This window comes from Agaribacterium sp. ZY112 (genome assembly GCF_041346925.1).
GTDB lineage: Bacteria > Pseudomonadota > Gammaproteobacteria > Pseudomonadales > Cellvibrionaceae > Agaribacterium.
Genome location: NZ_CP166840.1, coordinates 1,527,797 through 1,548,904 on the forward strand (window position 1 = coordinate 1,527,797; position 21,108 = coordinate 1,548,904).

Here is a 21,108-nt window from a genome sequence, read left to right on the forward strand (position 1 = left end):
TAACAGTGAGTTCTTGCAGTTTTAAGTGACGATTACTTTAGAGCATGATGCCTTTAGCGCGCTCGCTGCATGGCGCGCTGCATCTCGCGATTAGAGTCGCGCTCTTTTTCCACATTGCGCTTATCGTGTTGCTGCTTACCTTTGGCGATGCATATCTCGGCTTTGATCATATGGCCTTTCCAATACAGCGCGGTGCAAACCACGGTATAGCCTTTTTGATCAGCGTGAGAGGCAAGTTTGTCTATTTGTTTGCGGTGCATCAGCAGTTTGCGATAGCGCGTCGGCTCACATACAAAGTGCGTAGATGCGGTTGGCAGCGGCTGGATTTGTGTATTCAGTAAAAAGGCTTCGCCGTTTTTGAAAAACACATAGCTATCGGTTAGCTGAGCTTTGCCGGCACGGCAGCTCTTAACTTCCCAGCCTTGCAGCTCTAAGCCCGCTTCGAATTTCTCCACCAAAAAGTAATCAAAGCGCGCTTTTTTGTTCTGCGCGATATTATTACTGGGAGTTTTGCTTTTACCTTTTTTTGCCATGGCGCGGATTATACGGTCTTGCCGAGCACTTGTCCCCCTGTCGTTCGTGTCGTGAAGTGTTAAAATGGCGTCTTTTTTCTGAAGGTCCTCTTTTTGTCAACGATAGAGCGCAGCGCGCTAGTTAATTTTAGTTGTAAGCAGATGTTTGATCTCGTCAACGATTTTGAAGCTTATCCGCAGTTTATGCCTGGCTGTGTTGCCGCAGAGTTACTTGGCCAAGGTGAGAACTGGCTTGAAGCTAGGCTGCATTTAAGCCGCATGGGGGTGAAGCAAAGTTTTGCTACCCGCAATATCTTAAACGCGCCTCACTCAATGACCATAAGCCTGCTCGAAGGGCCTTTTCAGCGTTTTGAGGGGGAGTGGTTGTTTCAAGCGCTGGGTGAAAACGCCTGCAAAGTGATCTTCCGTTTAGATTTTGATGTTAAAAAAGGCCTAGCTGCTTTAGCTTTGCCTAAGTTAATGCAAGCTAGCGCTTCTGAACAAGTAGATGCTTTGTGCCGCCGCGCTAAGCAGGTCTATTTAAATTAAGTGAGTACGAGATGACAGATATAGAACCGATCGCTGTAGAAGTGGCTTACGCCACACCTGAAAAACAATTGATCATCGCGGTTATGGTTGAGCCGGGTACCACGGCTTACGACGCCGCTTTAAAGTCGAAAGTCTGTGAGGAATTTCCAGAGATAGATTTGGAAAGTGCGAAATTTGGTCTCTTTGGCCAGGCTTTAGGCTCTAAAGGCTTAGCCGCTGCTCGTGAATACGTATTGCAAGAAGGCGACAGAATTGAAATCTATCGTCCCTTAATTGCCGACCCTAAAGAAGTGCGCCGCAAACGTGCAGCGGCTAAAAAGGCTTAGCCTGCTGTATCCATGTTATGAAGCAATTGCTGCTTGATACTCGGCTTAGCGCCGTTTTATTTCATTCCTTTTAAACGCTTTGTCAGGTCGATCAGTGTTTTCTGAGTTCGTTAATTGATCTGCTTGTTTGTATTGTTTTTACTCATATTTTACACTGCGACCTTGGTTGAAAATATTAAAAAACATTGTAATAACAATAAGATAGGGATTGTCCTTGCATGAATTTACGTAATGTTTTGCTGAGCTGGACTTTCATTGCTCTTACGGCTTGTGGCGGCTCGAGTGAGGAAAAAACAGCTGAAACCGCACTGGTTGAGGCTAGTCCTTCACCGCAAGTGAGCTCTTCTCCAGATTTAGGTTTGCTTGTTAAACCCTACGAGGGAAACACTAAGCGAGCTGTACTTACAGAAGATAATCTCGAGTTACTAACTAGTGCTGCCATGTTGGCTTATCGCGATGTGGAATTACTTAAAGAGATGATTCTTGCCACGACCCATCCAGTTTTAATCTCGTCCTTGGTTGAAAGTAATGAATCCCTAGCTTGCCCTGGTGGAGGCTCTATGGATGTAGTGCAAGCACCGGAACTCGAAGCCAGAGACGATAGGCTAGATTTAATTGCCGACTCGGACGTAATTTACCTTCCTGTCGACAGTAGTGAAGTTGAGCTGGAGTTTTCTAACTGTATTCTTGCTCAAGGGCTTCAATTAGAAGAAGGGGATAGGCTGGATGGTCGTCTTAATATCACCTGGGGTAGTGTTGAGCTAGTAACTCAAAGAGGGAGTTGGTGGTTTAGTACCGGTAGTTATTATGAGTATTTGGAGTCAACGTTTGTTTCCGAGCTGCAGTTAAATCAAGAAGATCTGTTTTTTGAAAAGCGCTGTTCTGGCTGGTGTGTATATAAATCCTATTTAAATTTTGGTGAGCAGTTTTATTATCGAAGCCTGTCCCCTTTTGGCGTAATTGCAGTTGATGAGCTTTTACCTACGGATCCTAGTCAAAGTCTAAGATCGAGAACGGATATTAGCACTTGGGATGAAGATATCAGCAGTGAAGGTGAAGGCGGTGACGACCTTCCTGTTTCTAGTACTCCTGCGTATGTCGATTTACAGCTCTATCATCCCGAATTTGGTTTTATTGATGTCATGTGGCGCTCAATGGTGAAGGGCTATATTCTCGATGAGCAGGGAGGAGCGTTAGCAAGCTATTCAGCTAGCCCTCTCGATATGATGACAAGCGTTGAGGAGCCTGAGTGGGAGCCCGGTACAGGGGATTGTGACCTAGAACAAAATACTGAAGATTCGGAAATTAGTTGGTGTAGCATGTGGCGTTACGCGGATGCTGATGATTTAGCGACCTCTAGAGTGGGATATGACTCAAATGGTAATTTAGTTTTTACTGCGCCGGGTATCGACGAAGAACTTGCTGATGTAAATGAATATCTCGTCAAGTTTAACAGTGAGACTTATACCTTCGATCTTCCTTTTGATATTAACCGCTAACTTAATAGTGGAAGGTCGATCTTAAGGCGGCTCTTTGCAGAGCTGCCTTGTCTTTCTTTGGTTTTAAAGCCTTTCGTCAATAAGCGAAATCAGCCTGGCTTGAGCGCCGCGATTTTTTTCTGCTACAGCTTTTGCTGCACTACCGCGTTTTTTTGCTTCACTTTTATCGAGTAACAATGGCTCAGCTTTCTCGCTTAATTCTACGCTGTTTTTAACCAGCTGCAGCCCGCCACTTTCAATCAGCTCATCGGCAACTTGCTGGAAATTAAAGGTACTTGGTCCTGCAAAAATTGGTAAAGACCATGCAGCAGCTTCAATGTAATTGTGGCCGCCATTTTCGACTAATGAGCCCCCAATAAACGCATAGTCAGATGCACCGAGCATCAGCAGCAGCTCACCCATGGTGTCACCCAGCAAGATATCGCAATTCTTTAGCTCTTTATTGTCACTGCGGCGCAAGCAATTAAATCCGCTTGCTTGGCAGAGTTTGTAAACGTCGTTAAAGCGCTCGGGGTGCCGTGGCACAAGAATTAAACGCAAGCTTGGATATTGTTTTTTTAACGCTGAAAATGCGTCAAGTACGGGTTCGTCTTCACCTGAATGCGTGCTGGCTGCAATAAATACCGGTTCCGCTTCAGGGCATAACTCTTTCTTTAAGGCCTGCGCCGCTTTTTGAATCTGCTCGGGGATATTTAGATCGTATTTAATGTTGCCGATGATTTTGGCTCGCTCAGGTTTTAGGCCTAATTTAACAAAGCGGCCAGCATCGGCAGTATTCTGAATGGCCGCCAAGGTAATCTTGCTGAGCATAGAGCGGCTCATGCGTTTAACCAAACCATAACCTCGAGCGCTTTTTTGTGAAAGACGGGCATTGGCTACGATACTCGGAATGTGTCTTTTATGGCAGGCGTGAATAAGGTTGGGCCACAGTTCTGTTTCTATGCATACAAAGACTTGTGGTTGATAGCGTGTTAAGAAGGCGTTAATGCAAGGCTGTAGGTCATAAGGCAGGTAGCAATGCAGTACGTTTTTACCAAAGTTTTTTTGTATTTGCTCTGAGCCGGTGGGGGTCATACAGGTGATCAATAGTTGATGGGAGCCCTGATCGACATAGTGTTGGATCAAACTTTTGGCTGCAATAAATTCGCCAACGCTGACGGTGTGAAACCAAAGTAAGGGCCTTTGGTCTCGCCCTTTTGTTGAGCTTATGCCTAAACGTTCGGCCCAGCGCTCTCTATAAGCGGGCGCTTTTTTACCGCGCTGCCAGAGACGCCAAAAAGCTAAGGGAAGTAGCACAAAAAAAAGTATGGAATAAAAAAAGCGCATGCGTTGTATCGCTCAGGTTTGTCGCGGCTAGTGTAAAAGCTTATTTAAGCATAGCGGCTAGAGGCCCTTGTTCAATCTCTGAAAGCAGGGGCCTTTTATTATTGTTAGCAGCCGCATACCTGCGGCTTAGCTTTGTTTACTTTGGCTGTTATAAAGTGCTGCGTAACTGCCGTTTTTCTCGAGCAAGCTATCGTGAGAGCCTTGCTCAATAATATGACCGTGATCGAGCACGATGATCTGATCGGCGTCACGTACGGTGCTGAGCCTATGGGCAATAATGAGTGTGGTACGGCCTTGTTTCAAGGTGTCTAAGGCTTCTTGGATCAGCTTTTCACTGTGATTATCTAATGCTGAGGTCGCCTCATCCAGTATTAAAATAGGTGCGTCTTTATAAAGTGCGCGAGCAATAGCTAGGCGTTGACGCTGGCCGCCACTGAGCTTACCGCCACTTTCACCCACATCAGTGTGTACACCTTCTTCTAGCTCTTGAACAAAATCAAAGGCGTTGGCATTTTTTAAGGCTGTAATCAGTTTATTGGGGGCTCGTTCTTCTGAACCGTAATAAACATTTTCTTCCACGCTGGCTTCGAAGATCACTGGGTTTTGGCTTACAAAGCTAATGTTTCGGCGCACTTCTGCCAGTTGGATATCATTAATGTCGTGACCGTCGATCAAAATACTGTTGTTGTTACAACGATAGAGGCGCATAAGCAGTGATGCTATGGTGCTTTTTCCGCTGCCGCTGTGGCCTACTAATGCAACGGTTTGGCCGGCTTTTATATCTAAATTCAGCTCCTCTAATACGGGTTGATCGTCGTTATAAGCAAAGTTGAGTTGCTGAAAGCGAATATCGCCATTCGCTTTTTGTAGTGTTTTTGTACCATCGTTTTTTTCGGCTTCTTCGTCGAGTACATCAAAGATGGTTTCAGCAGCGGCAAGACCTGTTTGTACCATGGATACGATACCGCTTAAGGCTTTAATCGGGCGACCAAGGACGCCTGCTGCCGTCAGGTAGGTGACAGCGGCGGCGGCCTCACCGGCGGGCCAAAAAATTAATACTAAATAAAACAGGGAAGCCAGAGCAATAGCGATAACAAAGTGCATAATCGGCGTTTGCAGGGCACTGACACGAGCATATTTGGTTTTGAATATCAGGTTTTCATCGGCAGCACCTTTAAAGCGCTTGGCTTCGAAGTCTTCGGCGTTATAGCTTTTAACTACTTGAATACCTTGAATGGCTTCGCTGGTTACATGGGTTACTTTGCTAACGCTGGCTTGGATTTTTCGGCTGCTTTTACGAAAGTAGCGAGCGGCAATAAATACCAAACCCATCAAGACGGGGGCGGCGACAAAAAAGACTAAGGTTAACTGCCAGTTTTGGCTAAACAGCATGTACAGCAAGATCAGTAAGAATAGACCTTCTTCAAATAGTGTTTTTACTGCTTTGGTTACCGAGTTACTGACCTGTTCGATGTTGTAGATAACTAATGAGATTTGTTTGCTACTGCTGTTTTTGTCGTAATAGTTTTGTGGCAATTTTAGAAGTTTGTCGAAAACTTGCTTGCGTAAATCGTTGACGACATGAAGGCCTACACGGCTAATAAAGTAGGAGCCAAGATAGGCGCCTACGCCTCGGAATAGGCTTAATACGAGCACAATAACGGGTAAAAGAAAGATGCTTTCAAGTAGGCCTGGAGGGAAATAGTCACCCCACTTTTCAATCCATGCAGTTGGTTTTCCTGAGAGCTCATTTAAAAACAGCTCGATACACTTAATTAAAGCGCCCTGACTAATCGCAAAGATTAAAAAGCCAATAAAGCTGATTAGAAAAAAGCGCTTGTAGTTAGAGGTATAAGAGAACAGGCGAGCGTAAAGTTTGCCGGAGCTTTGTTCCTGAGGGCTCATAGATAGTCCGCTGTGTAAGGGCATACAAAAAAGGGCATTCTAGATGAATGCCCTTTGAACTGGAAATTTTGCTGCTAAATCGCCTTTAGGCTTTAACCGGGCTCAACCAGTCGGTGTGCTCGGCTAGTTCGCCGCGCACTGATTTAAAGTACAAGTCTTGAAGCTTGGTGGTAATCGGGCCACGTTTACCTTCGCCAATTTTGCGGCCGTCAAGCTCGCGAATTGGCAGCACTTCAGCGGCAGTGCCGGTAAAGAAGGCTTCGTCGGCAACGTAAACCTCATCGCGGGTAATACGCTTCTCTTCAATTTCGTAACCACAGTCAGCGGCCAGCTGGAAAATAGTGGCGCGGGTAATACCGTCTAGGCATGAGGTAAGCTCTGGGGTGTAGAGCTTGCCGTTGCGTACCAAGAAGATATTCTCGCCACTGCCTTCTGCAACATAACCTTCGTTATCAAGCAAAAGTGCTTCTTCACAACCGCATTGCAAGGCTTCTTTCAGAGCTAGCATGGAGTTGATGTAGTGACCATTTGCTTTTGCCTTACACATGCTGATATTCACGTGGTGGCGGGTATAGCTAGAGGTGCGGACCTTGATACCAACATCACGAGCTTCAGGGCTCATATAGCTAGGCCAGTTCCAGGCGGCAACAATAACGTGTGTTTTTAAGTTGTCGGCGCGCAAACCCATGCCTTCTGAACCATAAAAGGCCATAGGGCGTAGATAGGCTTCGTGCAGATTGTTTTCACGAATCACTAATTTATGTGCTTCGTTCAGCTCTTCCTTGCTGTAAGGCATGTCCATATCCATGATATGAGCGGAACGGAAGAGGCGGTCGGTATGCTCCTGCAATTTGAAAATGCTGGTGCCGTGTTCGCCTGCTTCATAGGCGCGGACGCCTTCAAAAACGCCCATGCCGTAGTGCAAAGTGTGGGTAAGTACGTGGACTTTGGCATCGCGCCAATCAACCAACTCACCATCAAACCAAATAACGCCGTCGCGATCGGCAAAAGACATAGGGGACTCCATTTACAACGTAGTCCGAACTTAGGCTCGGACATTTAACCTTAATTAAGCAGTACCAAATAGGCGCTGCCAGATTGCTACAACGGAATTTCGCTCTGCAACAAGTTCGTTAACACTGATCTTATTGGACTTCTGCTCAATAGTCAGTCGGTGCATCACGACACGCAGCGCTTTGTACGCTGTACTAAGCTGTTCAACCTCTTGGGTCGACAGTTTGTCAGTGAGAGCGAGAGCTTCCAGAATTCGGATGTTGTCCGTGTAGGTCGCGAGCGACGGGTTAGCATGCGACCAAGCAAGAACCAGATATTGAACCATAAATTCAATATCGACGATACCGCCGGCATCCTGTTTGATGTGAAAAAGATCGCTTTCGCTGTCCTTTGTGCCTAAGTGGCCGCGCATTTTAAGGCGCATATCAACAATATCTTTGGCGAGTTTGACTAGCTCTCGCGGCTGGGTCAGGATCTTCTTGCGGGTGGCGTTGAACTTTTCTCTTAACTGTTCATTGCCACAAATTGCCCGAGCACGCACCAAGCTTTGGTGCTCCCAAGTCCAGGCTTCTTTTTCTTGGTAGCGTTCAAAGGCTTTGAGTGTTGTGACTAGCGGGCCGCTCTCACCAGATGGGCGCAGTCTCATATCAACTTCATAGAGGCGGCCGCTGTGTGTACGAGTATCGATTAGGTGAATCAGTTTTTGCCCAAGGCGCATATAAAAAGTAGCGTTGTCGATAACACGTGGACCGCTGGTCTCACCGTGGATATTGGCATCGTGAATAAAGACCAGATCAAGATCGGAGCCGTGGTTCATCTCTATACCGCCAAACTTGCCATAGCCACTAATTAAGAACGAGGGGCCGCAATTTTTTTCACCATCGGGAAAGCCGTGCCGTTCGGTCATGGCATGCCAAGCTAGGCCTAAACAGTATTCAACTAAGGCTTCTGCTAACCATGTTAAGTAATCACTCACTTTCATCAATGGCAATACACCTGTTACTTCGCAGGCTGCAATACGCAAAGAGTGGCTCAGTTTAAAGTAGCGCAAGGCTTCCATCTGAGCCTCTAGGTCATCCTCTTCTATGCGCAGCATGACACGGCGTAATTCATCGGCCAGTTCTTCTTTAGCTGGCAGGTGATAGAGGCTGGCGATATCGAGTAGCTCATCAAGCAAAGCTGGGTGCTTGGCCAATTGTTCGCAGATTTGTGTGCTCGCCTGAGCCAGTTGCAACAACTGTTTGAGTGCTATTGGGTTTTCCATTAAGAGTACAAGATAGGCACTTCGCCTAACCACTGCTCGTACCAGAGGCAGTAGCCTTAAGAGCATATCGGAGCCGTTTTCAAAAGCCTCAAGCTCGCTTAAGAGTACGGGCATAAAGCTGTCTAGACGGCTACGGCTATCGGTATTTAAGTGAAGTACAGCTGTACTTTGGCTGAACTCGTGTAGGGCTTCGCAATTTAAACCGCCGTCGATATGGCAGAGCCCTTGGCTGGCTGCTTGCCAAAGAGCAGAGGCGTCTTCACTTATATTTTGTTCTTTTTCTGCACTGGGGTTGTCGTCAATCAGTTCGGCAAATTCACGGCGTACTAAGCTGCGGTATTGTTCGAGCTGCTCTTCAAACTCTGACCAACTATTTATGTTGAGATAACTCAGTAATGCGTTTTGGGCCTCTGGTGTTTGGGGTAGTTTTTGGCTCTGCTCGTCATTCCAAGCTTGGATTGCATGTTCGCAGTTGCGCAAAAAAATATACGCTTCTAATAATTGCTGTGCTTTACCCTCAGGTAGATAATTACCTTTTTCGAGCAGCGGTAAGATTTTTCGTAGGCGATTGTCTTGTAGCTCCGTTTCTCGGCCACCGCGAATAAGCTGGAATACTTGAGCAATAAACTCGACTTCTCGAATTCCGCCAGCACCGAGTTTAACGTCATCATCGAGTTTGCGACGGCGCACTTCTTGGCGGATCATTTCTTTAAGTTGGCGCAAGGCATCGATGACACTGAAATCAACATATTTGCGGTAGCTAAAGCTGCGTAAGAGACTCATCATCTCATCACTACGAGCCCCCTCACCTGAGTGAGCGACGATGCGAGCCTTGATCATGGCGTAGCGTTCCCACTCGCGCCCCTGACTTTGGTAGTAGGTTTCTAAGGCTCCAAAACTTGAGACCAGCGCGCCGCTCTGACCCCAAGGGCGCAAGCGCATGTCCACTCGAAAAGCGCGGCCTTCGGTGGTCTGCGCATCGAGGCTTTGAATGACTCGTTTACCTAGAAGGGTAAAAAACTGTTGGTTTTCTACGCTTTTATCGCCATCGGTTTCCCCTTTTTCTGGATAGGCAAAAATAAGGTCGATGTCTGAGCTGAGGTTGAGTTCCCAAGCCCCTAATTTGCCCATGCCGAGTACGTAGAAATCTTGCTTTTTTCCCTCTGCACAGCGTGGAACACCATAGCTCTGGCTAAGCTCGTGGTAATGTCTGTCGACACAGTGCTGAATGCAGAGTTCGGCAAGAAAGCTCAGCTCTTTGGTCGTTTCAAACAGTGAGCTTAGGCCATTGCTGTCACGCCAGATAATGCGTAATTGGGCGAGGTGGCGCCATAGGCGAATGCTGTCATCCTCTGAGCTTTTAAAGATGCTAGCAAGGTGTATTAATTGTACTTGCATCAGTTCTTTGTAGCTGTATCGCTCTAGTTTTACACCAAGTTGCATATGATTGAGTAACGCTAAGAGCAATTCGGGCCGGCGTTCAAGCTCGCGGCGAGCGTAAAGGCTAACATCAAAGAGCTTGGCCAGCTGTTTGGCCTCACTTTTTTCTAAAGCTTGTTTGAGCTCTAATTGTTGTTCTTTACTGAGCTTGAGCTCGACAGCTTGTTGTAAATCGGTGTAGTAGGACGCGGAGTTAAGCAGCTGAGACAGCGGCATGCGACATTCCTTGTATTTATCTTTGAAGAAATAATAGCGATCAGAGCTTCAGTATAACGAAGCAAAAGGAGGGGGTCTTGTTTTAGATCTGTTTCGCTTAGGTGGCTTGAATTACGCAGTTATTGCGGCCGTTTTCTTTAGCTTGGTAAAGGCCTTTATCGGTGTTGTCTATCCACTGGGTTGTGTTTTTAAACTGATCACTAAACTCGCTAATACCAATGCTAACCGTATAATTAATACTTGTTCCCTCATAGAAGGCGGTGCTGTCGGCTATGCACTTGCGGATACGTTCAGCCAGCATTAAAGCGGCGTCAGCATTGGTGTCGGGTAATATGATGGCAAATTCTTCACCGCCATAACGCCCAGTAATATCGACACTGCGTACACATTGCTGAGTGAGCTTGGCAGTCTGACGAATAACTTCGTCGCCAGCTGGGTGGCCGTAATTGTCGTTAATTTTTTTAAAGTGGTCGATATCAAACATCAGCATAGAACTGGCGTTTTCATAACGAGTACAGCGCTGCAGTTCTTGTTCTAGCTCGAATTCCCATGCTTTACGGTTCAATAGCCCAGTGAGCCCGTCGGTGCGGCTTAGGCGCTCCAGTTCAGCGTTTAAACTGTCGCTTTGTTGGCGGTTGACCGCAGCTTCCGTTACGTCGTAAATAATGATGCACAGGTGGTCGATCTCTCCACGAATATTCTTAAGGGGGATCATCGTACTGTTTTGGTACATGTGTTCGGCGATGCTGGTGATGGGCCGATAACTTGGGAATTTAAACAAATACTGACGTTGCTCCCAAGTAGTAAATGCACTGTTGTGCAAGCTAAAAACTGATTCGGCTTTGCGACGAAACCAAGTTTCGGGTAGCTCGGGGAAGCTTTCAAAGATGTTGGTGGCAAGTAACTCGGAAGAATCGCGTGCGCTGTGATTTTGCATAAACGCATTACACAGCTGGATATTGTAGTTTCTGTCTATGATGACTAGGCCGACGTCGATGAACTGTAATACATCCATCAACCAGTGAAAGTCATCTAGCAGAGCCGGTTTGTTATCCATTTATAAGCGTTGCCCAGGAGCCTCGGTTTATTAGCCATCAATAGCTGTGTAGCTTGGCTGTTAGTTTAATAAGTAGTCTAGCTTCTTAAATAGTAGTTCGAGACTGTTTTCTGTCATCACTATTAGTAGGTCACAATTTATATTGTAGCCTTCAATTGAATAACTGATTTCAGTAACGAGGGCATGCTTCCACCTAGCTTTATCGAGTTGAAAGAGATCTTTGATGTTTTGGTGTTGGCCAAGCACCATAGGGGGCCCAAAGCTAAAGTCCATATCAATCTGCTCGGCGATGCCATTTAGGCATGCGCCAAAAAGCACATTGGTGGTGTCCATGAGTAATTCACACTCGCTGTTTTCATCTAGCTCACCTTCGTAACGCATGATACTGGCAAGGTCTGCAAAACTGGTGTCGTTAAACAAAAGCATGGCTTCACCTGCTATACCACCACCAATAAAGCCTTGGCAGACACCACTGACACTGCGGTTGGTATCAATAGCGTGCAGTGCCATTAAAATATCTGATGGTGCCATGATTTCTATATGCGGAATGCTCAGTTCAACAAAAGCATCTAATAAGCGCGCAAGCTTGTCGCCAGCTTGGCCCATCGCCACATTGCTGATTTCTTGTAAACAATCCCTGTAGTCTTCGCTGAGAGTGAAAATGGCCTTGCCCGCCTATCTGCTAAAGGTTTCCTAACTATTTTAGTCGCCACACGGTAAAATGCCTGTTTTTTGCTGATGCGAGGTTGTCTAAGTGGCTTTGAAATATTGCACGGTTTCAGTAACGCACTATCAACAGAACTGTTCTATCGCTTGGTGTGAGAATACTCGTCAAGCTGCAGTGATTGATCCTGGTGGAGATGTTTCTCGCTTGCTCAATAAAATCAAAGACTTAGGTGTCGAGCTTAAACAGGTGCTTCTTACTCACGGGCATATGGATCATGTTGGTGGAGCCGCTCAAATAGCGGCAGAGCTAGATTTACCGATTATTGGACCGGCTATCGAAGATAAATTTTGGATGGACGCATTGGATGGTCAAGCATCGATGATGGGCTTTGAAGCCCAGCCGCCTCTGGTTCCAACGCGCTGGCTAAAAGATGGCGAGGCGATATCTATCGGAGAGTGTGAGCTTTCAGTGATTCATTGCCCTGGGCATACTCCAGGGCATGTGGTGTTTTATTCGGCTGATGCTCAGCGCGCTTTTGTGGGAGATGTATTGTTTGCAGGTTCCATTGGCCGCACTGACTTCCCGCAAGGTGATTTAACGACCTTGTTAAACTCCATTCGTAACAAGCTTTTTGTTTTGGGGGATGATATTGCCTTTGTACCGGGGCACGGTCCTGAATCTAATTTTGGCGCAGAGCGTCAAACCAACCCTTTTGTTGCTGATCACAGTTTTGGTTAAGGGCCTTTAGGTCTAGGAGAAGAGAATGACAAGTCCATTAAGTGACGATTTTGACCAGAACTACGACCAGTTTATTGCAGAAGCAATAGATCTTGGTTGTGTATGGGCCTTAGAGGGAGAAGAGGGGTTTGCGCTTTGTCCTTCCGTAGAAAACGAAGAAATTGACGTTATGCCGCTTTGGTCTCAACCTGAATATGCTCAGGCGCACTGTAAAGAAGAGTGGTCTGTTTATAAGCCAGTGCCCATCGCACTTGAAGAGCTATTAGATGAGTGGCTGCCGGGTATGCACAGTGATGTTGTATTTGTTGGTGTGAACTGGGACGAGAATATGGAAGGGGTAGAGCTAGAACCACTTGATCTATTAGAAGAGATAGATAGGGAGGCGGCGTCTTAATCTACCTGCTATATTTATACGCAGAAGGCTCCAGTAGAGCCTTACGGGAATGTTAATGCATTCGCCCAGCTGAGGTGATCTTTAACCGTAGCGGGTGCCGATACGCGTCCCTTGTGCTCGATATGTAAAGATCACAAGGGCTAGCAAGAGTCGCACGAGTCGCATTTTATCCCGTAAGGCTCTACTCGAGCCTTTTTTGCTTGCTATTGTCCCGCTTTGATTAAACCTACTCGAAGATCCTTGGCTTCATAGATCTTTTCCCCTGCTTTAAAGACAAAACCATCTGCTATACCCATTGGCATCGGCTTTCTAAATACACGTTTGATATGTATGTGGTAGTCAATTTGTTCTGAATCTGGGTAGATTTGCCCTGTAAATTTCACTTGTCCTACCCCCAGCGCTCGCCCCCGACCCGCAAGCCCTTGCCAGCCTAGATACACACCCAGTAATTGCCAGAGTGCGTCCAGGCCTAAGCAGCCTGGCATAACAGGGTCGCCTTTAAAGTGACAGGCAAAGAACCACTGTGAGCTGTGGATCTTAAAGCTCGCTTTGAGCTCGCCGCGCTGATATAGCCCGCCCTCTTGGTTTATATCTGTGATCTTGTCGATCATTAACATGTTGTCACTGGGAAGTTGGGCGTTGCCAGGGCCAAAAAAGTCGCTTTGGCTCATCGCGTGTATATCGTCTTTGCTGAAGTGCATAGGTTTTTCTCGTCTCTGTGTCTCTCGTTGGCAGCTTGTTTATCGCTTGCTGATGAAAAGACGAGTGTGCCGTTGTTGATATGTTTAAGGATTGGAAAAATCGGACATCAGCGAGTGTCGTAAGTTGTGTGGGCTAAGACCAAAGCTGCTCTTAAAGGCGTTGATGTAGTGAGCCTGATCGTAGAAACCATGCTGGTTTGCAAGCTCGGCAGTACTACTGGTTTGTTGGAAGAAGTGCTTGGCTGCGATTTGGGTTTTTATTGTTTGTAATAGGCGCTTACTTGTTAAGCCAGTAGCTTGTGTCAGTTTGCGATTTAGATGTCGGCTGCTGAGGCCGGCTTGTTGAGCGAGTTGCTGCACTCTTAATTCACTACTAAAACGAAAAACTTGTTGCAGGCAGAAGTCGATAACATCTGTTTTAAGCGGTTGGAATTGGGCTAACAGGTTTTGCTCAAGGCTGTGAAAACGTTTAATGATGCTGTTGTGTGAGAACAGCTCATGGTGCAATTGGGCTAGTTTGGCGCAGCCTAAGAAGTTCACGTCGACGTAAGTACCACTGACTTCTTGTAGATTAACTTTAAAAAAATGGCGCAGTGCTCCTGGATAAAAATGCACGCCGAGATAGGCGCCAGCTTCTGGCAATAAAAGTTCGCTGGCAGCGTATTGTGTACCACCAAAAAACACGCCATTTTTTGAGAAAAATAACGCTTGTGTTGCATCAGCCGCAATAGGGTAGGGGGTGGCTTTAGTGGTGCTTATTTGTAGGTAGCTATGAATATAAGGGCGTAAAACAGCACACGGTTTCGTGTGCTGATAGTCTAATCCATACTTCGTAAGCCCAGCTTTACTTAGCGTTGGCTGAAAGGGCTGGTAGATTATAGGCGTACTTATAGACATAAACTAAGGTACTCGCAAAACCCGCAGGTGATGGGTTTGACTCAGTGATTAACGCGGATATAGGTCTACTCTAAGCCCTTCAGGTTGTAAGGTAAATTTAATACTGTCTTGAGCTGCATGACTGTCGGCGTTGCGTTCAAAGCGATAGTGGCGAATCAGCTCGATAAGTGCCAAGCGCATCTCCACTAAAGACAGCTGGCGCCCAGGACACAAGCGTGCACCAAAACCAAAGGGCATTAATTGGCTGGCTGTAGCGCGGCTGTTTTCCATGTTTAACCAGCGCTCCGGTTTAAATGCTTCGCAATCGGGGAAGAGTTGCTCGTTATAAGCTTCGCCACTTAAAAGGCATACAAGGGTTGTGCCCGCAGGACAGTGATGGCCTTTGATCTGTTCGTCTTTAATTGGTTCGATATAAAGATGTGGTGCTACCGGTTTTAAACGCATGGTTTCGTGAAGCACCGCTGAAATCAGAGGAAAACTTTCCAGCTGTTCAAGGCTGATAGGGCCATTACCATTGGTGTGTGTTTGCACTTCTTGATAAAGCTGTTCTTGTAGCTCGGGTCGTTCAACTAAGAAGTCTATCGCCCAGGCAAGTGTGTTGGCGGTGGTGTCTTCACCGGCAAGTAAAAGCGTAACAACATTGGCAAATAGCTGCTCATCAGTGAAGTGCTCGCCGTCTTCGTTTTCGGCCAAGATCATTGCTTCGAGCAGGTTCTCGGCTTGCTCAAAATCTTGCCTTTGCTCGCTCTCTAGTTTCATTCGGGCCTGCTCAATAAAACCATTGACTGCGTGCCTAACCTCACTGAGAGCGGCGTCGAGTTTCTTGTCTCGCTCTAATTTAAACCAACGCCAATAAGGTAGAGGTGCTCGCAGTCGATAGCTGAGCATAGGGAAGATGACGTTGAGTTGATCTTGTAGGTAGTGTTCGTCACTGGCAAGCGTATTCACGTCTATACCAAAGGCCAGTGATGAGGTGACATCGACGGTGTAGGCCATCAATATATCTTGGATATCGATGTTTTGTGTTTGCTTATTTAAGCTGCCAATTAATCGCTGTGTGATTTCTTCAATCTTAGGGTAGAACGCTTTGATCTTACTGGGTTTAAAGGCTGGGTTCATAAGTAAGCGCTGACTGCGCCACTCTTTTGCTTCTGCACTAAAGACGCCGTGAATGCCCATTTCACTAAACATGGTTTCCATCACTTTGGCGCGGCGAAAACGCTCTGGACGGTTTTTCATAATGTGTTTAACGGTATCGGCATCTTGCACAATGACCATGTTTTTATGCATGAAGCGAATACGAGCAAAGCCGTTAAACTCGCGAGCCACACCATAAAAGAAGTCGTGTACACACTTGCTATCGAACTGGCCTAGGTTGCCTTTAAGCCAGTGACGTTTAGGGCCAGCTAGGGTTTTATACGAAGGGGCGGAGATGGAAGGTGCTGAAGTGCTGCTCACAGGTTTAGCCTTAAGTCCGTTTATTGTTAGGGCACTAAATATTGCTGACTAGTTAGGCCTTGCCTTCAGGGTGCTTTGAACAAGGCTCAGCGACACCGAGGTCGCTGCGCAGCCCCCAGGGATTGGGTTCACGGCGTCTTGAGAAAGGCACTCTGCGGGTGAGGCCGGCCTACGAAGCGCGGTGCTTCACATTTAAGCCAGTTCTATTGTGCTTATTTATGGCGCAAGTGTAACAGAGCCCGCCTTTACTTTTCTGTTTACGGTCTCGCTTGTCACACATGCTTATAAACGGCTGCTGATTGATGCCAGCAATGGCATCTGTTATAACGCTTGGCGACTAATAACACATAGATTCGATTACCTGCGATGTCCAGCGATACGATTTTTGCCGACGAGCAAATAGAGCTCAAAGCCTATACCGAAAAAGCCTACCTTGATTATTCCATGTACGTGATCCTCGATCGCGCACTGCCGCATGTCGGTGATGGTTTAAAACCCGTGCAGCGCCGCATTATTTATGCGATGAGCGAACTCGGTTTAAAGGCTTCTGCAAAGTACAAAAAATCCGCCCGTACCGTAGGTGATGTTATCGGTAAATATCACCCTCATGGTGATAGTGCTTCTTATGAAGCGATGGTCTTGATGGCGCAGCCTTTTAGTTATCGCTACCCCTTAGTTGATGGGCAGGGCAACTGGGGGTCTCAGGATGACCCTAAATCTTTTGCGGCCATGCGTTATACCGAAGCCCGCTTGAGTAAATTTACTGAGGTGTATCTCAGTGAGTTGGGTCAGGGCACCGTTGAGTGGTCGCCAAACTTTGATGGCACTTTAGATGAACCCAAGGTCCTACCTGCGCGAGCGCCAAGTGTCTTGTTAAATGGTGTAACGGGCATTGCTGTTGGTATGGCAACCGATATACCGCCTCACAATTTACGTGAAGTGATCGCCGCTACCGTGCACTTATTGGAAAACCCTAAGGCGACCGTGCCTGAGCTGTGTGAATTTATCCTCGGCCCAGATATGCCGACCGATGCCGAGATCATTACGCCTAAAGCCGACATTCAAAAGCTATATGAAACCGGTCGTGGCTCCTTAAAGATGCGAGCGCTATGGACGAAAGAAGATGGCGATATCGTGATTACGGCTTTGCCGCATCAGGTCAGCGGCGCCAAAATTCTTGAGCAAATCAGTGCGCAAATGCAGGCTAAAAAGCTGCCTATGGTGACGGATTTACGCGATGAAAGTGATCATGAAAACCCGACCCGCTTGGTGATAGTGCCTAAGAGCAATCGCATAGATGTCGATGCGCTGATGGCTCACTTGTTTGCCACCACTGACCTTGAGCACAACTACCGTGTCAATATGAACCTGATTGGTATTGATGGGCGTCCAGCGGTGAAATCCATCGATAAGATACTTGGCGAGTGGTTGAGCTTCCGCATGCAGACCGTGCGCCGACGTTTGCAGCATCGCTTGGATTGGGTGGATAGACGTCTACATATGTTGGATGGCTTGTTAATCGCCTTCCTTAACTTGGATGAAGTTATTCACATCATCCGCACAGAAGATAAACCCAAAGAAGAGCTAATGAAGCGCTTTGATCTGACCGAAGATCAAGCCAACTACATTCTCGATACGCGCTTGCGTCAATTAGCGCGTCTTGAAGAAATGAAGATTCGCTCAGAGCAAGATGAGTTAAACCAAGAAAAAGATAAGCTTGAGCAAACGCTGGGTTCTGAGCGCCGTATGAAAACGCTGATTCGCAAAGAGTTAGTGGAAGTTGGCAAGGAGTATGGTGATGAGCGTCGTTCGCCTATCGTTGAGCGTGAAGAGTCCCAGGCATTCAGTGAAACTGATTTGCTGAGCTCGGACCCGATTACGGTTGTTCTATCTGAGCGCGGTTGGATTCGCTCGGCCAAGGGCCACGACATCGATGCAACAACACTGAATTATAAAAGCGGTGATGAATTCCGTTTTGCCGCCAAAGGTAAGAGCAACCAAAACGCAATTTTATTAGATAGTTTTGGCCGCAGTTATAGCTTGCCGGCTCATACCTTACCTTCGGCAAGAGGGCAGGGTGAACCTGTAACGGGGCGCTTGAACCCGGCAAGTGGTGCAAGCTTTGAAGGGCTGTTAATCGGTGAAGAAAAGCAGCGAGTCTTATTGGCTTCGGATGCTGGTTATGGCTTTATCACTACATTGGCTGATATGCATAGCAAAAATAAAGCGGGTAAGGCTTGTTTAACGCTGCCTAAAGGTGCGCGAGTTTTACCTCCTCGCTGCTTTGAAAAGGTTGAAGATGCTTGGTTGGTGGCGATTACCAACGAAGGGCGAATGTTGCTTTTCCCTGTTTCTGAGTTACCTCAACTCGGTCGTGGTAAAGGTAATAAAATTATTGGTATTCCTAGTGCACGAGCGGCCTCACGCGAGGAACTTGTTATTGCGCTTGAGGTCATAAGCTCAGATCAGATTCTGCAGGTTTATAGTGGCAAACGTCACTTGAGTATGAAATTCAAAGATCTGGAGCACTATCTTGGTGAGCGTGGTCGTCGGGGCAATAAACTGCCTCGTGGTTTTCAGAACGTCAGTTCAGCTGAAGTTCTAGAGCGTTAGTAAGTCCTAGTTCACATTTCTGTTGTTTGCTTGGTATCGGCGCTTACTTCATTGTTAGCGCCGCGCTACTATCTGGCAAACGAAAAAAAGGCTGTCTAGAAAAACCTTGCTTATCGAAGCACAGAGGTTTTGTTGTTCTGGCAAAGCAGTGTAAATCGAAGGGGTTGTCATGTCTGGTTTTAGACGTTTCGGCAGGAAGCCCACTGTGGGAGCAATTAGGCTCGAACACGAAGCAATCGGCGAACTCGTAGCCGAGACTCAGGATGTGAGTGAAAGTGGTTTATTTGTACGTGGTGATCAATTCCGAGATCATTTGAATGTCGGAGATAAAGTTGACGCGACCATAAAAGAAATTCCACACAAGATGAAAGTTGTACGCGTAACAGGCGAGGGTGCTGGTTTAGCGTACATATAGCGGTTCTACTTGTGTATTCCGCTGCGCCGACTTGGCGCAGCATTTTTTCCCATCTATTGTTTATTTCTGCTCATCAAACAACGACTGCAATGAATCCATGTATTTTTGAGTGGTTTCTTGGCTGGCCGGCTGTTGTTCAATGTGCCCTGCAACTTGTACTTCCGGCAAAGCAAACTGTTCACCAGCTCGAGCGCGTTCAACCATGCTTAAGTAGCGCTCTTTAAATACGGGAAAAGCGACATTTTCAGTGTTGCTCTGCAAGAAATGCCAGCCAATATCACGCCCCGTTAAATAGACTGCAGGGTGGCTCCAGTTTTGCTCGATTTTAGGTGAAGAGGCATTACAGGCTTCGGCATAGGCCGTGCGAACATCCGGCAGGGCTCGCTTGCTAACTCTCTCGCAGTGGTTGAGCATGGTTTTTAAGGTGGGTAAGAACTCCGAGGTTTTTACCACAGCCATGGACGCTTCAAGTATGGTTTGAGCATCGTAGCTTTTTAGGTTTTCTAGCCATAAGCGTTTTACTGCAATAACATCACTTTCTTGAGCGTAAGCCTTAAAGAACTGGTTGTGATAGTTGCGTTTAAATAGAGCAAAAACCTGATTTAAAGCATCGATCAAGGCGTGTTGTACCGATTGCTGAGCTGATGCTTGCGCTTGGCCCGAGGCTTTAGTTTGCCCAGCTTCGGTCTGTAAGTTCTTCTTCAAGTCGAATCTCTCTTGTTGAGCGGCTGTTGGCGTTAGTATCTGCTGTCGCTGAGTCGTGACGTTGTGCCCACATGCGTTTTATATGCTGTAAATACTTGGTATTCCACGAGCCGCATAGCTGGCCTCGATCACGCCAATATATTACAAATTCTGCAATTAAACTCTTAGCGAAGTTTAAATCGATATTGGCTAAGCGCAATACATCAAACACATCGCTGGATGGCTGCCAGTTTGCAGGCATAGGTCGAGGGTCGGTATTGTGTTCAATTGCCGAGGTGTATTTGGCCCATTGAATACGAACATGCTGCACAAACTTGGTATTCCAAGTGGTGTGACTTTCACCGCGTTCACGCCAATATAAAATAAACTCGGGGATAGCATCTTCCACAAAAGCGCGCTTGATAGCTGCTTTTTCGACCAATATTTCCATGGCATCCAAGCTGGGTTTCCAGTCATGGCTGATAGGGTTTTGTTGCTCTTGGCGAAAGCGCAGGCTTTCGTGATCGCGCCATTTGCGAATACATTGCTGCATAAATTTACTGCCCCAGCTGTGGTGTCGCTCACCGCGCTCACGCCAGTAGGTTACAAACTCGGGCACTTGCTGAAGGGCAAAGTCACGCTGGATATTATGCTGGGCGAGTTGGCTGAGTGTGGTCTCATCGGGTCGCCAGTTTGGCGCAATGATGTTTTTACTTAAAAAGTGAGAGTGAGGTTCGCCGCGTGGTGTATTGGCTTGATTGCTTATTTGCCCCGACGCTGGAGTTTCCTGAGCTTGGGGGCGTTGCGCTTGGGCATAGTGTGGCTGTTGCTCTTGTGTATAGCCTTGTTCTCTGGGCTGGGTATTGACCACAGGAATACTGTGGGTGCTAAGAGGATTTTGCGCACTGCTTGTTGTTTGGTTTGTATTTACTTGTTGCTCATTAAATGCAAATTGCAGCCGTTGGCAGCTTTCTAAAGGCGGTGAGTTAACAACGATGACGCCTTTTTCGCGTAAGTCAGTAATCAGTCTTTGTAAATCTCGATTTTGCCAAAAAGGAAATATCTGCTGCAGTTGCTTAAGGTTTAATTGGTACCAACGAAAACCACCGCTGATCTGGGCTTGTTCGCTCATTACGCGGTCATTTAGGCCAGCGAGCATGCAGGCCTGCTCTAAGCCAAGTGTGCTGGCTAGAGACGGGTAAATAAGTAGAGGCTTTTCAGGAATCAGGGAACTTGGCATGGGCGCTATTCTATCAGTTTGCTTTGCCTGCTAAGAACTATTTTCCAAGGAATCTGCTGGCTAATACGTCTTAGTTATGTGTCATTGCTTCGGCAGGGAGCAGCTAAGGGGCGCTCGGGAAATGCTGTAGACCCATCCATGCGGCAGCGCTTCCCTCAACCCCTTTTAGCTACTCCTTGCCTAGCGCAGTACC

The 21,108-nt window shown here is 46.9% G+C and carries 19 protein-coding genes; 7 read left to right on the forward strand and 12 right to left on the reverse strand.

The window, feature by feature from the left end; genetic code table 11:
- Positions 1–53: 53 nt before the first annotated feature.
- A complete protein-coding gene (smpB, locus tag AB1S55_RS06720) occupies positions 54–533 on the reverse strand; it encodes an SsrA-binding protein SmpB (protein WP_370981031.1) in 480 nt (159 codons plus the stop codon).
- A 93-nt stretch (positions 534–626) separates the two neighbouring features.
- Between smpB and AB1S55_RS06725 the strand changes: the two genes are divergently transcribed.
- The 3 genes from AB1S55_RS06725 (at position 627) to AB1S55_RS06735 (ending at position 2,886) form a co-directional block, all read left to right on the forward strand.
- The gene (locus AB1S55_RS06725) at positions 627–1,061 is read left to right on the forward strand and encodes a type II toxin-antitoxin system RatA family toxin (protein WP_370981032.1); all 435 of its coding nucleotides are present in this window, start codon (positions 627–629) and stop codon (positions 1,059–1,061) included.
- A gap of 11 nt (positions 1,062–1,072) precedes the next feature.
- The gene (locus AB1S55_RS06730) at positions 1,073–1,387 is read left to right on the forward strand and encodes an RnfH family protein (RefSeq protein ID WP_370981033.1); all 315 of its coding nucleotides are present in this window, start codon (positions 1,073–1,075) and stop codon (positions 1,385–1,387) included.
- A 218-nt stretch (positions 1,388–1,605) separates the two neighbouring features.
- A complete protein-coding gene (locus AB1S55_RS06735; RefSeq protein WP_370981034.1) occupies positions 1,606–2,886 on the forward strand; it encodes a hypothetical protein in 1,281 nt (426 codons plus the stop codon).
- Between the two features lie 63 nt (positions 2,887–2,949).
- On the opposite strand, the gene waaA is transcribed toward AB1S55_RS06735, so the two are convergent.
- The 6 genes from waaA to AB1S55_RS06765 form a co-directional block, all read right to left on the reverse strand.
- A complete protein-coding gene (waaA, locus tag AB1S55_RS06740; protein WP_370981035.1) occupies positions 2,950–4,212 on the reverse strand; it encodes a lipid IV(A) 3-deoxy-D-manno-octulosonic acid transferase in 1,263 nt (420 codons plus the stop codon).
- Between the two features lie 126 nt (positions 4,213–4,338).
- Entirely contained in the window at positions 4,339–6,117 is a 1,779-nt protein-coding gene (gene msbA / locus AB1S55_RS06745) for a lipid A export permease/ATP-binding protein MsbA (RefSeq protein ID WP_370981036.1), read from the reverse strand.
- A gap of 85 nt (positions 6,118–6,202) precedes the next feature.
- Positions 6,203–7,132 (reverse strand): branched-chain amino acid transaminase, encoded by a 930-nt coding sequence (locus AB1S55_RS06750; RefSeq protein WP_370981037.1) that lies wholly within the window; start codon positions 7,130–7,132, stop codon positions 6,203–6,205.
- A 54-nt stretch (positions 7,133–7,186) separates the two neighbouring features.
- A complete protein-coding gene (gene glnE, locus AB1S55_RS06755) occupies positions 7,187–10,051 on the reverse strand; it encodes a bifunctional [glutamate--ammonia ligase]-adenylyl-L-tyrosine phosphorylase/[glutamate--ammonia-ligase] adenylyltransferase (RefSeq protein ID WP_370981038.1) in 2,865 nt (954 codons plus the stop codon).
- Between the two features lie 97 nt (positions 10,052–10,148).
- On the reverse strand, positions 10,149–11,108 hold the full coding sequence (locus AB1S55_RS06760; RefSeq protein ID WP_370981039.1) for a diguanylate cyclase: 960 nt from the start codon (positions 11,106–11,108) through the stop codon (positions 10,149–10,151).
- 60 nt (positions 11,109–11,168) lie between these two features.
- On the reverse strand, positions 11,169–11,714 hold the full coding sequence (locus AB1S55_RS06765; protein ID WP_370981040.1) for a histidine kinase: 546 nt from the start codon (positions 11,712–11,714) through the stop codon (positions 11,169–11,171).
- 148 nt (positions 11,715–11,862) lie between these two features.
- On the opposite strand from AB1S55_RS06765, the gene AB1S55_RS06770 reads away from it, so the two are divergent.
- Complete coding sequence (locus AB1S55_RS06770; protein WP_370981041.1) at positions 11,863–12,513, forward strand: MBL fold metallo-hydrolase; 651 nt, start codon at positions 11,863–11,865, stop codon at positions 12,511–12,513.
- Positions 12,514–12,538: 25 nt separating this feature from the next.
- Complete coding sequence (locus AB1S55_RS06775) at positions 12,539–12,907, forward strand: DUF2750 domain-containing protein (RefSeq protein ID WP_370981042.1); 369 nt, start codon at positions 12,539–12,541, stop codon at positions 12,905–12,907.
- A gap of 203 nt (positions 12,908–13,110) precedes the next feature.
- On the opposite strand, the gene fabA is transcribed toward AB1S55_RS06775, so the two are convergent.
- The 3 genes from fabA to AB1S55_RS06790 form a co-directional block, all read right to left on the reverse strand.
- Positions 13,111–13,608 (reverse strand): bifunctional 3-hydroxydecanoyl-ACP dehydratase/trans-2-decenoyl-ACP isomerase, encoded by a 498-nt coding sequence (fabA, locus tag AB1S55_RS06780; protein WP_370981043.1) that lies wholly within the window; start codon positions 13,606–13,608, stop codon positions 13,111–13,113.
- A gap of 84 nt (positions 13,609–13,692) precedes the next feature.
- On the reverse strand, positions 13,693–14,505 hold the full coding sequence (locus AB1S55_RS06785; protein WP_370981044.1) for a helix-turn-helix domain-containing protein: 813 nt from the start codon (positions 14,503–14,505) through the stop codon (positions 13,693–13,695).
- 48 nt (positions 14,506–14,553) lie between these two features.
- Positions 14,554–15,963, reverse strand: a complete 1,410-nt coding sequence (locus AB1S55_RS06790; protein WP_370981045.1) for a cytochrome P450 — start codon at positions 15,961–15,963, stop codon at positions 14,554–14,556.
- 366 nt (positions 15,964–16,329) lie between these two features.
- Here AB1S55_RS06790 and parC point away from each other — a divergent pair, with 366 nt between their 5' ends.
- Positions 16,330–18,576 (forward strand): DNA topoisomerase IV subunit A, encoded by a 2,247-nt coding sequence (gene parC, locus AB1S55_RS06795; RefSeq protein WP_370981046.1) that lies wholly within the window; start codon positions 16,330–16,332, stop codon positions 18,574–18,576.
- A 169-nt stretch (positions 18,577–18,745) separates the two neighbouring features.
- Positions 18,746–18,991 carry a PilZ domain-containing protein gene (locus tag AB1S55_RS06800; RefSeq protein ID WP_370981047.1) on the forward strand — a complete coding sequence of 82 codons (246 nt, stop codon included), beginning with the start codon at positions 18,746–18,748 and terminating at the stop codon, positions 18,989–18,991.
- A gap of 60 nt (positions 18,992–19,051) precedes the next feature.
- Here AB1S55_RS06800 and AB1S55_RS06805 read toward each other — a convergent pair whose 3' ends face one another.
- Both AB1S55_RS06805 and AB1S55_RS06810 read right to left on the reverse strand, forming a co-directional pair.
- Positions 19,052–19,696, reverse strand: coding sequence for a replication protein P (locus AB1S55_RS06805; protein WP_370981048.1), 645 nt, complete (start codon positions 19,694–19,696; stop codon positions 19,052–19,054).
- Entirely contained in the window at positions 19,659–20,915 is a 1,257-nt protein-coding gene (locus AB1S55_RS06810) for a DnaT-like ssDNA-binding domain-containing protein (protein WP_370981049.1), read from the reverse strand. The genes AB1S55_RS06805 and AB1S55_RS06810 overlap by 38 nt, the downstream gene beginning before the upstream one ends.
- Positions 20,916–21,108 lie beyond the last annotated feature (193 nt).